Here is a 15,485-nt window from a genome sequence, read left to right on the forward strand (position 1 = left end):
TTATATACAAAGTATAAATCAACATAAAAATTAATATTTATCAATTTTTAGTTCTTTATAAAAAAAATATACAGAAAAAAATAGGTTTGCTTCATGAATAAAAATGACAAAAAATTTGATGTTCTCGTTATAGGAGGAGGACATGCTGGAATTGAAGCAGCAGCCGCTGCTTCAAGAATGAAAAAAAAAACTTTGTTAATTACTCAAAAAAAGTGTACTATTGGAGCATTGTCATGTAATCCAGCAATTGGAGGAATTGGTAAAAGTCATTTGGTTAAAGAAATTGATGCTTTAGGTGGTTTAATGGCTGAAATTATTGATCAATCTGGAATTCAATTTAAAATATTAAATGCATCAAAAGGACCAGCTGTACAATCTACAAGAGCTCAAGCAGATAAAATCTTATATCATAAAAATGCAGTTAGTTATTTAAATAAAGAGAAAAATTTATTTATTTTAGAATCAGAAGTTCAAGACTTAATTATTAAAAATAATTGTATTTATGGAATTATAACTACATTAGAAGAAAAAATATTTTCTTCATGTGTAATACTAACTACTGGAACTTTTTTAAATGGTGTGATACACATTGGATCAAATCAATTAAAAGGAGGTAGAATTGGTGATCAATCTTCTATTATATTATCAAATAAATTAAGAGATTTACCATTTCGCATTAATCGATTAAAAACAGGAACTCCACCTAGAATAGAAGGAAAAACAATTAATTTTAAAGATTTAACTATTCAAAATGGAGATGTTCCTATTCCATTTTTTTCATTTATTCAAAATAAAAAAAATAATTTTTTTCAAGTACCTTGTTATATAACACATACTAATGAAAAAACACATGATATCATTAAATCAAACTTAAAAGAAAGTCCGATTTATCAAGGTAAAATAAAAGGAATTGGACCTCGTTATTGTCCTTCTATTGAAGATAAAATTATTCGTTTTGAAACAAAAAACAGTCATCAGATATTTTTAGAACCAGAAAGTTTATCTACCACTAGTATATATCCAAATGGAATTTCTACTAGTTTACCAATAAAAATTCAAATTCAGATGATTAATTCAATTAAAGGATTAGAAAATAGTACAATCATTAATCCTGGTTATGCTATTGAATATGATTATTTTGATCCTAGAGATTTAAAATTAACTTTAGAAAGTAAATTAATACATAGGTTATTTTTAGCCGGTCAAATAAATGGTACTACCGGTTACGAAGAGGCTGCTGCTCAAGGATTATTAGCAGGAATTAATGCTAGTTTATATGTATCAAATTTAGAACCTTGGTTTCCAAAAAGACATGAAGCATATCTAGGAGTATTAATAGATGATCTTTGTAATAAAGGAACTAACGAGCCATATCGTATGTTTACTTCAAGAGCAGAATATAGATTATTATTAAGAGAAGACAATGCTGATTTACGTTTAACAGAAATAGGAAAAAAGTTAGGATTAATTAACGATACCAGATGGATTCAATATAACAAAAAAGTTTCAAAAATAGAAAAAGAGAAAAAAAAATTAAAAAAATTAATTATATATCCTAATACAATAGAATCAGCTAAATTAAATACAAAATTAAGTATTAATATTCATAAAAAAATTACTGGTGAGGAATTATTAAAACGACCTAATGTTCATTATAATGATCTTATTGAAATAAATTTATTAAATAATTTGTCAAAAGAAAAAATTATTTCTGATCAAATTGAAATACAAATTAAATACTCCGGTTATATTCAACGTCAACATAATGAAATTAAAAAACAAATTAATAATGAATATACTAATTTATCTCAATCTTTAGATTATTCAAAAATTCCAGGTTTATCTAACGAAGTAATATTAAAATTAAATAATTATAAACCTATGTCTATAGGACAAGCTTCCCGAATTTCAGGAATTACTCCTGCAGCGATATCAATAATATTAATATATTTGAAAAAACAATCATTATTAAAAATAAAAAATAATAATTCAATATTATTAAATTAAAATAATAAACAGTTTTCTAAATTATAAATTTAGTACATAATAATTGTTTTTCGTAAAATATATAATTATTTAAAAAAATATGATTACAATATTAAAAAAAAAATAATCTAAACAAAAATAAAAGTATTTCAAAATTTTTATAAATTCTTAACAAATTAATTACTTTATATTAAATTTTTTATTTATATATATTATTTTTAATAAATTAAATAAAAGATATGTATCTAAATATAAATATACATATTAATATATTAAAAATATTACATATTACGAATAAGGATGATCATTTTTTATGTCTTTACCAGAAACACTTAATCCTCAAAAGTACATTAGTCATCATTTACAACATTTAACATTAGACTTACATACTTTAAAATTATTGGGTAAAGAAAATATATTAAATAATTTTTGGGTTATTAATCTTGATTCTCTTTTTTTTTCTTTTATATTAGGTTTTATTTTTTCAGTTCTATTTTACGTAACAACAAAAACATTAAAACAAAGAAAACCTAGTAAATTACAGACATTTATTGAAATAATAATAAATTTTATAAATAAAAATGTAACAGAAATATATCAAGAAAAAAATAAACTAATAGCACCATTGTCATTAACAATTTTTATGTGGATATTTTTAATGAATTTAATGGATTTATTACCAATAGATTATCTTCCTGTTTTAGGTAATACATTATTTGAAATTAAATTCATGAGAATTGTTCCTTCTGCAGATATAAATATTACGTTATCTCTAGCAATAGGTGTATTTATCTTAATTTTATATTATAATTTAAAAATAAAAGGATACGTAAATTTTATTAAGGAATTAACATTACAACCTTTTAATCATCCTATATTTTTGGTTTTTAATCTTACATTAGAGTTAATTACTTTAATATCTAAACCTATATCGTTAGCACTAAGATTATTTGGTAATATGTATGCAGGAGAAATGATTTTTATTATGATATCTAGTTTACTACCATGGTGGTCTCAATGGATCTTAAATACACCATGGGCTATTTTTCATATTCTTGTAATTTTTTTACAATCATTTATTTTTATGGTATTAACAATTGTATATTTATCCATGGCATCTCAAAAACATTAATTATTGTTAAAGATGATTAATAATTTTTAATTTTTTAAGTTAGAAGAGAAAATAATTATGGAACATTCTAATATAGATATGTTATATATGGCTGCAGCTATAATGATAGGATTAGCAGCTATTGGTGCAGCAATTGGTATTAGTTTATTAGGAGGAAAATTTTTAGAAGGAGCTTCTCGGCAACCTGATTTAATTCCTTTATTGAGATCTCAATTTTTTATTGTTATGGGTTTAATCGATGCTATTCCAATGATTGCAGTTGGTTTGTCTTTATATATTATATTTGCAGTTTCTTAATATTATGAGGATGATTTTTAAATCATATTAATTTAATTACATACTAATTTTTTATAAAATAAAATTGTCTTATATTAATCAACTATAGGTAAAACAATGTGAATTTAAATGCTACGATATTTGGACAGACAATTTCTTTTTTTCTTTTTGTTTGGTTTTGTATGAAATACATTTGGCCACCTATCATTAATATAATTGAAAATAGACAAAAAGAAATTCAAAATAATTTTTTATTAATTCAAGAAAAAGAAGAAGAATTAATTAAAAAAAATAATGAAATTGAAAAAAAATTAAATAACGCTCGAAAAGAAGCAATAAATATAATTAAAAAAGCTAATTTAAATAAAAATCATATTATTGAACAAGCTAAAAAGAAAGCTATCCAAGAAGAAAAAAAAATTATTGAAAGAAGTAGAATTCAAATTGAAATTGACAAGAAAAAAGTTTATGAAGAAATAAAAAAACAAACAGGATTAATTTCAATTACAATTGCAGAAAAAATGTTACAGAGATCTATTAATCAAAAAGATCATAAAAATTTAATTGATCAAATACTTGCTAATTTTTAAGAAAAACAATGATACCTGCATACATCACTTTAGCTAGACCTTATGCAACAGCAATTTTTAATTTAGCTATAAAAGATAACAATATTATAAATTGGAAACAACAGTTACAAATTTGTACAAAAATTGCATCAACAGAATTGATTCAACAACAATGTCTTAATGGTGTAAATTCTATAAAATTAATTGAAATATTTATTTCTATCGGTAAAGATCAAATAAATCAAGAAACAAAAAATTTAATTTCAATAATGACACAAAATAAAAGATTAAATTTATTTCCTAATATTTTAAATTATTTTTTAAAATTAATTGATGATTATTATCAAATAATACATTTAGAAATTATATCTGCTTATAAATTAGAATTAATATTTTTAAATTCTATTCATGAAAAATTAAAAAAATATTTTTCTAAAAAAATTATATTTAAACATACAATTGATAGTTCTATTATTGGAGGATTAGTTATTAAAAATAATGATCAAACCATAGATTATTCTATCTCAACACAATTAAAAATTTTATCTAATATAATAAAAAATTAAGAGAAAAATAATGTATGCAATTAAATTCCACTGAAATTAGTGAATTAATACAAAAAAGAATTACTGAATTTAATATTGAACCTATTATCCGAAATGAAGGAAAAATTATTTCTATTATTGATGGGATATTAAAAATATATGGAATATCTCATGTTATGCAAGGAGAAATGTTGTTAATTCCTGAATGTAACACATATGCAATTGCATTAAATTTAGAAAGAGATTCAGTAGGAGCAGTAGTATTAGGTTCATACCTTCATTTAACGGAAGGTATGATTATACAATGTACAAATAAAATATTAGAAGTACCAATAGGAACAGAATTATTAGGAAGAGTAGTTAATACATTAGGTGAACCAATTGACGGGAAAGGACCTGTTTCATGTACAAAGTTTGAAAAAATTGAATCTATTGCACCAGGAGTAATAGATAGACAAACAATTGATGAACCTATTCAAACTGGATACAAAGCAATAGATACTATGATACCTATCGGAAAAGGACAAAGAGAACTAATTATAGGAGATAGACAGACTGGTAAAACTACTTTAGCAATAGATACTATTATTAATCAAAGAAAATCTGGTGTTAAATGTATATATGTCGCAATTGGACAAAAAATTTCTACTATTGTAAATATAGTAGAAAAATTAAAAGAACACAAAGCGTTAAGTAATACTATAATAGTAGTTGCATCTTCTTCAGAATCGGCTTCATTACAATATTTATGTCCATATTCTGCTTGTACCATGGGTGAATATTTTCGTAATAAAGGCGAAGATGCTTTAATAGTATATGATGATTTATCTAAGCATGCTATAGCATATAGACAAATTTCATTATTATTAAGAAGACCTCCAGGTCGAGAAGCATATCCAGGAGATATTTTTTATTTACATTCTCGATTATTAGAAAGATCTGCAAGAGTCAATGCTAATTATGTAGAACAATTTACTAAAGGAAAAATAAGAAATAAAACAGGATCATTAACAGCATTACCAATTATTGAAACTCAATCTGGAGATGTTTCTGCTTTTGTTCCTACAAATGTTATATCGATTACTGATGGTCAAATATTTTTAGAAAATAATTTATTTTATTCCGGTATTAGACCTGCTGTCAATCCTGGAATTTCAGTGTCTCGTATTGGAAACAGTGCTCAAACAAATATAATTAAACAATTATCTGGAGGTATTAGGACAGCTTTAGCACAATATAGAGAATTAGCTGCCTTTTCTCAATTTGCTTCTGATCTTGATAAAAATACTAAAAAACAATTAATGTATGGAAGAAAAATAACTGAATTACTTAAACAAAAACAACATTTTCCATTATCTATAGCTGAACAAGCTTTACTTTTATATACTGCTGAAAATAATTATTTAGATGAAATAGAAATTAATAATATTTCTGTATTTGAATATGAATTATTACAAATGTTTAAATCTAAATATAAAGATTTAATAAATGTAATTAATAGTACTGGTGTATATGATCAAAATATCAAGAATTCATTTAAATCAATAATTAAAAAATTTATATCAAAAGAATAATTATCATTTAATAAAAATAAATATGTTCATTTAGGTCAATTATGAATTCAGTAAAAGAAATAAAAAATAAAATTAATATTGTTAAAAACACAAAAAAAATAACTAAAGCTATGGAAATGGTCGCAGTTTCAAAAATGAGAAAAATTCAAGAAAAAATGTTATCTACTCGTCCTTATTTTGAAAATATTATTAAAGTTATTAATCATGTTTCTCTTGCTAACGTGGAATATAAACATCCATATCTACAAGATAGAAAAACAAAAAATATAGGAATTATAGTTATTTCAACTGATCGAGGATTATGTAGTAATTTAAATTCTATCTTATTTAAAAAAATATTAATTAATATGCAACGATATGCTGAAAAAAATATTAAATGTAAATTAGTTGTTTTTGGATCTAAAGGTTTTCAGTTTTTTAATAAATTACAATGTAATATTATTAGTTATATGAATCAAATAAATAACAAAATTAACTTATCTGAATTACTAGGTAATATTCATATTTTATTACAAGAATATAAAAATAATAATATTGATAAAATATTTATAGCATATAATCATTTTCAAAATACTATGATACAAATACCTAAATTGAACATTTTATTGCCTATTATTAACAATAATCAAAATAAAAATAGTATAAAATGGGATTACATATATGAACCAAATGCAAAAATGGTATTGAATACATTATTAGATAGATTTATCGAATCTCAAATTTATCAAAGTATATTAGAAAATTTAGTCAGCGAACAAGCAGCAAGAATGCTATCCATGAAAAATGCAACAGATAATAGTAATAATTTTATTAAAGAATTGCAATTAAATTATAATAAAGCTCGTCAATCTTCAATAACTCAAGAATTAATTGAAATTATTTCTGGATCTAACAAAAAAAATTTCAATTAATTAATATAATCATTCGAGGCTTGAATCAATGTCTTCTGGAAAAATTATTCAAATTATTGGTTCTGTTATTGATGTTGAGTTTCCATCAACATCAGTTCCTAAAATTTATCATGCATTAGAAGTAAAAAATGATAAATTTAGTTTAATTCTAGAAGTACAACAACAATTAGGTTCTGGAATAGTTCGCACTATAGCTATGGGTTCATCTGATGGACTAAAAAGAGGTTTATTAGTAATTAATTTAAAACATACTATTAAAGTTCCTGTTGGTTATAGTACTTTAGGAAGAATAATGAATGTTTTAGGTGAACCTATAGATATGAAGGGAAAATTTATAAATAATAATGAAGAACCAATAGAACATTGGGAAATACATCGATCACCACCTAATTATGAAGATCAATCAGTTTCACAAGAAATATTAGAAACTGGAATTAAAGTAATAGATTTAATGTGTCCTTTTGCAAAAGGTGGAAAAGTTGGATTATTTGGAGGAGCAGGAGTAGGAAAAACAGTAAATATGATGGAATTAATTCGTAATATTGCTATAGCACATTCTGGATATTCTGTGTTTACTGGTGTAGGAGAACGAACTAGAGAAGGTAATGATTTTTATCATGAAATGAAAACTTCAAAAGTATTAAACAAAGTATCTTTAGTATATGGTCAAATGAATGAACCACCTGGAAATCGATTAAGAGTGGCATTTACAGGATTAACTTTAGCAGAAAAATTTAGAGACGAAGGGAAAGATGTTTTATTTTTTATTGATAATATTTATCGCTATACTTTAGCTGGAACAGAAGTATCTGCATTATTAGGAAGAATGCCTTCAGCTGTAGGATATCAACCTACTTTATCTGAAGAAATGGGAAAGTTACAAGAAAGAATTACTTCTACAAAAAAAGGTTCAATTACTTCTATTCAAGCAGTTTATGTACCAGCAGATGATTTAACTGATCCATCATGTGCTACTTTATTTTCTCATTTAGATTCTACTGTAACACTAAGTCGAGATATTTCTTCTTTAGGAATTTATCCTGCTATTGATCCATTGAATTCTACTAGTCGATTACTAGACCCTCAAATTGTCAGTCAAGAACATTATCAAACTGCTTTAGACGTTCAATCTATATTACAAAGATATCAAGAACTTAAAGATATTATTGCAATATTAGGTATGGATGAATTATCAGGAGATGATCAAATCTTAGTTAGTCGAGCAAGAAAAATACAAAGATTTTTATCACAGCCATTTTTTGTAGCAGAAGTATTTACTGGATTTCCAGGTAAATATGTACCTTTAAAAAATACTATTATAGATTTTAAAAAAATTATTGAAGGAGAATATGATCATTTACCGGAACAAGATTTCTATATGATTGGTTCGTTAGATGAATTGACAAATAATAAAAAAAAGAATAATGGAAACAAAACATTATAGGATCAATTATGTATTGTTATCTGAATGTTGTTAGCATGGAAAAAAAAATTTTTTCAGGTTCTATATTAAAAATTCATATTACAGGAATAGAAGGAGAATTAGGAATTTATCCTGGACATTCTCAATTATTAACTATAATTAAACCAGGATTATTGCTAATAGTACATATCAATAAAAAAAAAGAACATATTTATGTATCTGGTGGAATTTTAGAAATTCAACCGAAATTAATTACTATTCTATCTGATATAGCTATTCGTGGAATTGATTTAGATCGAAATAATATTATAAATGCAAAAAATAATACTGAAAAATTAATAAAAAAAAATTATAATAATAAAAAATTATCAATTAAATTATCTCAAGCTATAGCACAGTTAAAAGTAATTGAAAAAATGGATAAATCAAAAATCTAAAAAATAAATTAATTTAATAAAGAGATCGGCAGGTAATTTATTATACTATCCTGCCGACTATATATGTACAATCATGTATGTAAAAAATATATAGATAATTTTAAAAGTTATATTTTTTAATAACCAATGTTATTTGTTATATATTTTAAATGTCAATATATGATTAAAATATTAATGATTGTCATATACAACGTACAATTACTTTAATTGAATATAAATATTATATAATAATTATTATATTTAGATTAAACATCTAAATGTTGTACGTTTAATGCATTTGCTTCTATAAATTTTTTTCTTGGTTCTACTGCATCCCCCATAAGAACTGAAAATAATTTACTAGCTGAAATAGCATCATTAATGGTTATTTTAATCATATTTCTAGTCTCAGGATTCATAGTAGTTGTCCATAATTGAATAGGGTTCATTTCTCCTAAACCTTTGTATCTTTGTATATAAATATTATTTAAAGATTTTTTAATTAACCAATTGATTATATGTTCTAAATTATTTACTTTACATATATCATTTTCTTTTTCAATATATAAATCTCTATTTATTAAATTATTTAATTTTAAATTAAATAAAGATATTTTTTGATATACTTGTCCATTTATCAATTCTTTTGTCAGAATGTGTTCTTTGATTTCTCCATATAAATCAGTTTCAATAATTGGTTCAAATATTTTTTGATCAGTATTATACTGTAATTTTCCAGTATAATTAGTATTAGTAGTATCTTGTTTATTTAAATTATTGATTAAATTTTGTAACCAAATATCTATGTCATTTTTGTTATTTAGTTCTTTAATGACAGGTTCATAAACTAATGCATATAATATTATTTTAGGAATAGAACAGGAATTATCTTCTATTATTTTTTTAATAGAATAATATTCTTTAATAATATTTTTAAAAGTAATTAATTTTATTATTGTTTTATTTGGTTTATTTACATAAATAAAAATTTTCTCTAAAGCAATTTTCATTTTATAATAAAACATATCTAAGTCGTTATGAATGTATTGTTCTTCTTTACCTTTTTTCACTTTATATAATGGAGGTTGTGCTATATAAAGATGACCTCTTTTGATAATTTCTGGCATGAATTTATAAAAAAAAGTTAATAACAATGTTCTAATATGTGAACCATCAACATCAGCATCTGTCATAATAATTATATTTTTATATCTTAATTTATCAGGGTTATATTCATTTTCACCGATACCACATCCTAATACTTTAATTAATGTAGTGACTTCAGTTGATGATAATATTTTTTCCAATCTAGATTTTTCTACATTTAAGATTTTTCCTTTTAAAGGTAAAACAGCTTGATTTTTCCTATTCCTTCCTTGTTTAGCTGAACCCCCAGCAGAATCTCCTTCTACAAGATAGATTTCAGCAAGTGAAGGATCTTTTTCTTGACAATCAGCTAATTTACCAGGAATCCCAATTGAAAAATCTAATAAATTTTTTTTTCTAGTAATTTCTCTCGCTTTTTTTGCTGCATCTCTTACACGTACTGAATCAATAATTTTTGCTATAATTAATTTAGAATCATTAGGATTTTCTAATAAAAAATCAATTAAATGTTCACTAATTAAAGATTCAACAATAGATTTTACTTCAGATGAAACTAATTTTTCTTTAGTTTGTGAAGAAAATTTTGGATTAAACATTTTTATTGATAATATAGCAGTTAATCCTTCTCTAACATCTTCACCAGAAATATTAATTTTATTTTTTTTATTAAATCCTTCTTTTTCTAAATAAGTGTTAAAAGTTCGTGTCATAGCTGATTTGAAACCAACTAAATGAGTACCTCCATCACTTTGTGGTATATTATTAGTAAAACAATATATATTTTCTTGAAAAGAATTGTTCCATTGCATAGCTACTTCTATTTTAATATTTTCTTTTTCAGAAACAAAATAAAATATATGAGAATGAATTAATAATTGTTCTTTATTTAAAAATTTTATAAAAGACTTAATACCTCCTTTATAATAATATCGATCATTAATATTATTGCGTATATCTTTTAAGTAAATAGCTACTTTAGAATTTAAGAACGATAATTCTCTTAATCTTTTAGATAAAATTTTATATTCAAATTTATTTTTATTTTTAAATATTTGGTAATTTGGCCAAAAATGAATAGTAGTACCACTATTATTAATGGAATTTGTTTTTTCTAATGGTTTTTTTGCTACTCCATTAATATACCATTGAGTATATATAATTTTATTTTTTAAAATAATTAATTTTAATTTTTCGGATAATGCATTTACAACAGAAATACCTACACCATGTAATCCACCAGATATTTTATAAGAATGATCATCAAATTTTCCTCCAGCATGTAAAACCGTCATAATTACTTCAGCAGCTGAAACTCCTTCTTCTGGATGAATTTCTATGGGAATACCTCTTCCATTATCTTCTACAGAAATAGAATTATCATTATGAATAATAACGATAATTTCAGTACAATATCCTTCTAATGCTTCATCTATAGAATTATCTACTACTTCGAACACCATATGATGTAATCCAGTACCATCATCAGTATTACCAATATACATACCAGGTCGTTTCCTAACGGCATCTAATCCTTTTAAAATTTTAATACTAGATGCATCATAAATTTTAGACATTAATGCTCCTATTGATTCTAAATTAAATAAAATCAATTATTTTTATTGATATATATACTTAATATATTAGTAAAATTAATAATATGAAATACTATAAAACATTAATATATAAAAATTGCAATTTTTTTATTATTTGTAAAATAGTTAAGAATTATATAGTTTTAATATAAAAAAATTAATTTTTAATCAATTTTTAATAAAATATTACAATTTATAAAAATATATTATTAAAAAATTAATTTTAGTGTTATTGTTTATAACATTAATATTATTAAATAAAAAATATTATATATACATTGGCATAATCACATATTTCGTGAATGTTTTTTCTGTATCTTCAATTTGAATATTAGAAATAGGAATATTTAATATAAATCGAATATATTTACCTTTAATTACATTTAATACATCTAAAATATAATTAATATTTAAAGAAAACTCTATATTTTCAAAATTATTTTGATAATGTACATCTATAATTTCTTCAGCTAATTCATCTAATTGATTGTTACTAGTAATTTTAAATTCATTGTTATTAATATAAAAAGAGATACCTTTAAATTGCTGATTACATAGAATTGCAACTCTTAATATTGAATCACGAAGTGATTTTGTATTTATTTCAACAATTTTTTTTTTATTACTTAATAAGGTACTAGAATAATCAGGAAAATTTTCTTCTATTAGTTTAGTAGTAAAAGTTAAATCTTTAGTATAAATTGACATACTTTGTTTATTAATAAATAATTTCAATTCATCATTTGAATTTTGTAATATTTTAATTAATTCAATTATACTATTACGAGGAATAATAATTGAAAATTCTGGTATAAAATTTTTAAAATTTATTCTACAAATTGCTAATCTATAACCGTCAGTAGTAACAATTCGAATAACATTTTTTTCTATTTCTAACAACATTCCATTCAAATATGATCGAACATCTTGCTTAGCCATACAAAAGTAACTTACATTTAACATATATTTAAATATTTTTTCTTGCATAACAAAAATAATTTGATTTGAATGATTGTTTTTTAAAAATTCAGGAAATTGTTCACTAGATAATGTACATAAAGAAAAAAAAATTTTATTAGATTTTATAATAATTTTTTCTCCATCTAGATAAATTAACATATGAGATTGACTAGGAAATAAACGACAAATATTTAAAAATTTTCTTCCTGGAATAGTAATTTTACCAACAGTATATGGAAGACATAACATAATTTTTGCTACAATTTCTATTTCTAAATTACTACTAGTTAAAAATAAATGTCCTGATTCAATATTGATTAAAATATTATTAAGTATTGGTACATCAGTATTTTTTCCTAATAGAATACTAATTTGTTGTAAATACTTTAATAGTATTTTTTTTTCGATAGTAAATTTCATAAAATTATATTGATATAGTTTGAATTAAATTTAAAAAATCATGTTTCATTTGATTTTTTTCTTGAATTAATGTTTTTATAGTTTTACAAGCATGCAATACGGTAGTATGATTTCTTCCTCCGAAAGCTTTTCCAATTTCAGATAAACTATAATTAGTTAATTTTTTTGAAATTGTCATAGCAATTTGTCTTGATCGAACGATTGAACGAGATCGGTTATAAGATAATAAATCAATAATTTGAATTTTATAATATTTAGCAACTACTTTTTGAATATAGTTAATTGTAATTATTTGATTTTTTTTATTAAATGTATTATGAATTATTTTTTTAACTAAATTTAATGTAATATTTCTTTGGTTATAATAAGAACTTAACATAATTTTATTAAATGTTTCTTTTAGTTCTCTAATATTAGTATAAATTTTTTTTGCTATAAAGTAAGCTACATCTTTTGATAATGAAACATTGTTTTCATGTGCTTTTTTAATTAAAATAGAAACTCTAGTATTCAATTCTGGTGGATTAATAGTTATTTCAATTCCTAATTTAAATTTAGAATCAAAAAAAAATTTAGCATCTAAAGTTTCTTTTAAATAACGATTTGAAGTTAAAATAATTTTTTGCGTATCTTTTATTAAAGAGTAAAATGTGCTAATACACTTTTTTTTAAATTGTTCTATATCTAAAAAATAATGAAAATCATCAATTAAAAAAAAATCAATAGAATGACAGTATGCTTTTAGTTCATTTATAATATTATATTTTAATGCATATAGTATATTTTGTATAAAAAATTCGGAATTAATACATATTACTTTAGCATTTCTTTGATTTAAAATAATTGTATTTCCTACTGCATGTAATAAATGTGTTTTTCCTAATCCAGTTTTACCATATAAAAACAAAGGATTATAATTTTTTCCATTATTATTTGCTATTTTATATGCAATCGATCGTGCTAATTGATTAGATTTTCCTTCAACAAAATTTTCAAAATTATATTTTTTATTAATATATGAATGATAGAAAAAATTCCATTGTTGTGAAAAAGAATTAATTTTATTAATCAAACATTTTTTTTGTTTTTGTATTTGTTGTATTTTTAATTCATTTGGTATTAAATAATCTGTTTTAATTTTTAGTTTTAATACAGGAGGATTAGATCCAAAATAATTAGAAATTAATTCATTAAAATTATTAATATATTTATTTTTAATCCAATCTAAAACAAATTGATTGGGAGCATACAATTCTAATGTATTATTTAATAATTGAGCACGTAATGGACGAATCCACATACTAAATTCTACAGAAGATAACTTATTTTGTAATGTATTGAGAAAATATTGCCAAAATAACACTGACACAGTAAGCTCCATATTACAACGTCAATATACCAATAAACAATTAATATAAAAAATATTTTTTTATGTATATTTAAATAATCAATATTAACTTAATAATAATTTATTAAATTAATATTTTTTATAATGAATAATATTATAAAATGTTATTTTTTAAAATTTATATAATTTTATTTGTTATAAAAATTATATTTCTATATCTAAACATTAAAAATAATTAAATTGTTATAATACTATTAATAGTAATATATTATTAAAATATAATTGATGATTTTTTTTTAACGATATCAAAATACAATTTAAAAAAATATTTTTAATTAAAAAAAAATATTAAATTATATTACTATTCTTATTAGAGAATAAATTAAATATGATAAAATTATTTTTAATATTATAATTAATAATTATAAAAATTATTAATTATAATATTAAAAATATAAAATAATTACATAAAAACAAATATAAGGATTTCAAAATAATGAAAAGAACATTTCAACCATCCATTATAAAAAAAAATAGAAGACATGGATTTCGATCCCGTATGGCTACAAAAAATGGAAGACTAATTCTTTCTCGAAGAAGAAATAAGAAACGTATTCATTTGACTGTTTCTTCTAAATAATATAATTATTAATGAACAGATATTTTTTTAAAAAAAAATCAAGATTGTTAAAATCAAAAAATTTTAAATATTCTTTTAAAAAAAAAATAAGTAATAAAGAATTTATTATATTATCTCGAATTAATACTTTTTCTTATTCTCGTATAGGTTTGATTATATCAAAAAAAAATATTAATAAATCTCATGAAAGAAATAGAATAAAAAGATTAATCAGAGAAACATTTAGATTATCACAACATCAATTATTAAATATGGATTTTTTAGTGATAAAAAAAAAACAATTGAATAAAATTAATAATAAAAAATTAATTGATAGTTTAAACAATTTATGGAAAAAATATTATCAATCATTTTTAAATTCTTAATTTATTAAAAATTGTTTAATATAACAACGTTCTTTAAAAACATTTTTATATATACTAACTATAATTTATTAAATTCTTTATTTTTTAAATTGTATTATATTTTAAAATTATATTTTTATAATAAAAATTATATTTATTTATTATTCTAATAGATTTAATAATTTTATATATATAATTTTGATAATCTTAATCTATTTAAAATTATTTAAGTTACACGAGAT

Annotated in this window: 14 protein-coding genes; 11 read left to right on the top strand and 3 right to left on the bottom strand. The window is 21.8% G+C overall.

Annotated elements, in window-relative coordinates:
* Positions 1–93: 93 nt before the first annotated feature.
* From mnmG to AB4W75_RS00045, 9 genes are all read left to right on the top strand, one after another.
* Positions 94–2,007, top strand: coding sequence for a tRNA uridine-5-carboxymethylaminomethyl(34) synthesis enzyme MnmG (gene mnmG, locus AB4W75_RS00005; RefSeq protein ID WP_367679424.1), 1,914 nt, complete (start codon positions 94–96; stop codon positions 2,005–2,007).
* 292 nt (positions 2,008–2,299) lie between these two features.
* Positions 2,300–3,118 (top strand): F0F1 ATP synthase subunit A, encoded by an 819-nt coding sequence (atpB, locus tag AB4W75_RS00010; protein ID WP_367679425.1) that lies wholly within the window; start codon positions 2,300–2,302, stop codon positions 3,116–3,118.
* Between the two features lie 57 nt (positions 3,119–3,175).
* Positions 3,176–3,415, top strand: a complete 240-nt coding sequence (gene atpE, locus AB4W75_RS00015) for a F0F1 ATP synthase subunit C (protein WP_367679426.1) — start codon at positions 3,176–3,178, stop codon at positions 3,413–3,415.
* A 98-nt stretch (positions 3,416–3,513) separates the two neighbouring features.
* Entirely contained in the window at positions 3,514–3,984 is a 471-nt protein-coding gene (locus AB4W75_RS00020; protein ID WP_367679427.1) for a F0F1 ATP synthase subunit B, read from the top strand.
* An 8-nt stretch (positions 3,985–3,992) separates the two neighbouring features.
* Entirely contained in the window at positions 3,993–4,529 is a 537-nt protein-coding gene (locus AB4W75_RS00025; RefSeq protein ID WP_367679428.1) for a F0F1 ATP synthase subunit delta, read from the top strand.
* Between the two features lie 14 nt (positions 4,530–4,543).
* Positions 4,544–6,082 (top strand): F0F1 ATP synthase subunit alpha, encoded by a 1,539-nt coding sequence (gene atpA / locus AB4W75_RS00030; RefSeq protein WP_367679429.1) that lies wholly within the window; start codon positions 4,544–4,546, stop codon positions 6,080–6,082.
* 41 nt (positions 6,083–6,123) lie between these two features.
* Entirely contained in the window at positions 6,124–6,993 is an 870-nt protein-coding gene (atpG, locus tag AB4W75_RS00035; RefSeq protein WP_367679430.1) for a F0F1 ATP synthase subunit gamma, read from the top strand.
* A gap of 28 nt (positions 6,994–7,021) precedes the next feature.
* On the top strand, positions 7,022–8,437 hold the full coding sequence (gene atpD, locus AB4W75_RS00040; RefSeq protein WP_367679431.1) for a F0F1 ATP synthase subunit beta: 1,416 nt from the start codon (positions 7,022–7,024) through the stop codon (positions 8,435–8,437).
* Positions 8,438–8,445: 8 nt separating this feature from the next.
* Complete coding sequence (locus AB4W75_RS00045) at positions 8,446–8,853, top strand: F0F1 ATP synthase subunit epsilon (protein WP_367679432.1); 408 nt, start codon at positions 8,446–8,448, stop codon at positions 8,851–8,853.
* Between the two features lie 245 nt (positions 8,854–9,098).
* On the opposite strand, the gene gyrB is transcribed toward AB4W75_RS00045, so the two are convergent.
* From gyrB to dnaA, 3 genes are all read right to left on the bottom strand, one after another.
* On the bottom strand, positions 9,099–11,513 hold the full coding sequence (gene gyrB, locus AB4W75_RS00050; RefSeq protein ID WP_367679433.1) for a DNA topoisomerase (ATP-hydrolyzing) subunit B: 2,415 nt from the start codon (positions 11,511–11,513) through the stop codon (positions 9,099–9,101).
* Positions 11,514–11,798: 285 nt separating this feature from the next.
* Positions 11,799–12,911 (bottom strand): DNA polymerase III subunit beta, encoded by a 1,113-nt coding sequence (gene dnaN / locus AB4W75_RS00055; protein ID WP_367679434.1) that lies wholly within the window; start codon positions 12,909–12,911, stop codon positions 11,799–11,801.
* Between the two features lie 4 nt (positions 12,912–12,915).
* Positions 12,916–14,292: a chromosomal replication initiator protein DnaA gene (gene dnaA / locus AB4W75_RS00060; RefSeq protein ID WP_367679435.1), complete on the bottom strand. Its 1,377-nt coding sequence runs from the start codon at positions 14,290–14,292 to the stop codon at positions 12,916–12,918.
* Positions 14,293–14,755: 463 nt separating this feature from the next.
* Here dnaA and rpmH point away from each other — a divergent pair, with 463 nt between their 5' ends.
* The gene (gene rpmH, locus AB4W75_RS00065; RefSeq protein ID WP_367679436.1) at positions 14,756–14,899 is read left to right on the top strand and encodes a 50S ribosomal protein L34; all 144 of its coding nucleotides are present in this window, start codon (positions 14,756–14,758) and stop codon (positions 14,897–14,899) included.
* A gap of 11 nt (positions 14,900–14,910) precedes the next feature.
* Complete coding sequence (gene rnpA / locus AB4W75_RS00070) at positions 14,911–15,264, top strand: ribonuclease P protein component (protein WP_367679437.1); 354 nt, start codon at positions 14,911–14,913, stop codon at positions 15,262–15,264.
* The last annotated feature ends 221 nt before the right edge of the window (positions 15,265–15,485 follow it).

Source organism: Buchnera aphidicola (Eriosoma lanigerum) (genome assembly GCF_964059125.1).
Classification (GTDB): Bacteria; Pseudomonadota; Gammaproteobacteria; order Enterobacterales; family Enterobacteriaceae; genus Buchnera_D; species Buchnera_D aphidicola_C.

Bases quoted from the DNA above. Each gene is read 5' to 3' on its own strand.
- mnmG (WP_367679424.1), top strand. From the start codon at position 94: ATGAATAAAAATGACAAAAAATTTGATGTTCTCGTTATAGGAGGAGGA.
- atpB (WP_367679425.1), top strand. From the start codon at position 2,300: ATGTCTTTACCAGAAACACTTAATCCTCAAAAGTACATTAGTCATCAT.
- atpE (WP_367679426.1), top strand. From the start codon at position 3,176: ATGGAACATTCTAATATAGATATGTTATATATGGCTGCAGCTATAATG.
- AB4W75_RS00025 (WP_367679428.1), top strand. From the start codon at position 3,993: ATGATACCTGCATACATCACTTTAGCTAGACCTTATGCAACAGCAATT.
- atpA (WP_367679429.1), top strand. From the start codon at position 4,544: ATGCAATTAAATTCCACTGAAATTAGTGAATTAATACAAAAAAGAATT.
- atpG (WP_367679430.1), top strand. From the start codon at position 6,124: ATGAATTCAGTAAAAGAAATAAAAAATAAAATTAATATTGTTAAAAAC.
- atpD (WP_367679431.1), top strand. From the start codon at position 7,022: ATGTCTTCTGGAAAAATTATTCAAATTATTGGTTCTGTTATTGATGTT.
- AB4W75_RS00045 (WP_367679432.1), top strand. From the start codon at position 8,446: ATGTATTGTTATCTGAATGTTGTTAGCATGGAAAAAAAAATTTTTTCA.
- gyrB (WP_367679433.1), bottom strand. From the start codon at position 11,513: ATGTCTAAAATTTATGATGCATCTAGTATTAAAATTTTAAAAGGATTA.
- dnaN (WP_367679434.1), bottom strand. From the start codon at position 12,911: ATGAAATTTACTATCGAAAAAAAAATACTATTAAAGTATTTACAACAA.
- dnaA (WP_367679435.1), bottom strand. From the start codon at position 14,292: ATGGAGCTTACTGTGTCAGTGTTATTTTGGCAATATTTTCTCAATACA.
- rpmH (WP_367679436.1), top strand. From the start codon at position 14,756: ATGAAAAGAACATTTCAACCATCCATTATAAAAAAAAATAGAAGACAT.
- rnpA (WP_367679437.1), top strand. From the start codon at position 14,911: ATGAACAGATATTTTTTTAAAAAAAAATCAAGATTGTTAAAATCAAAA.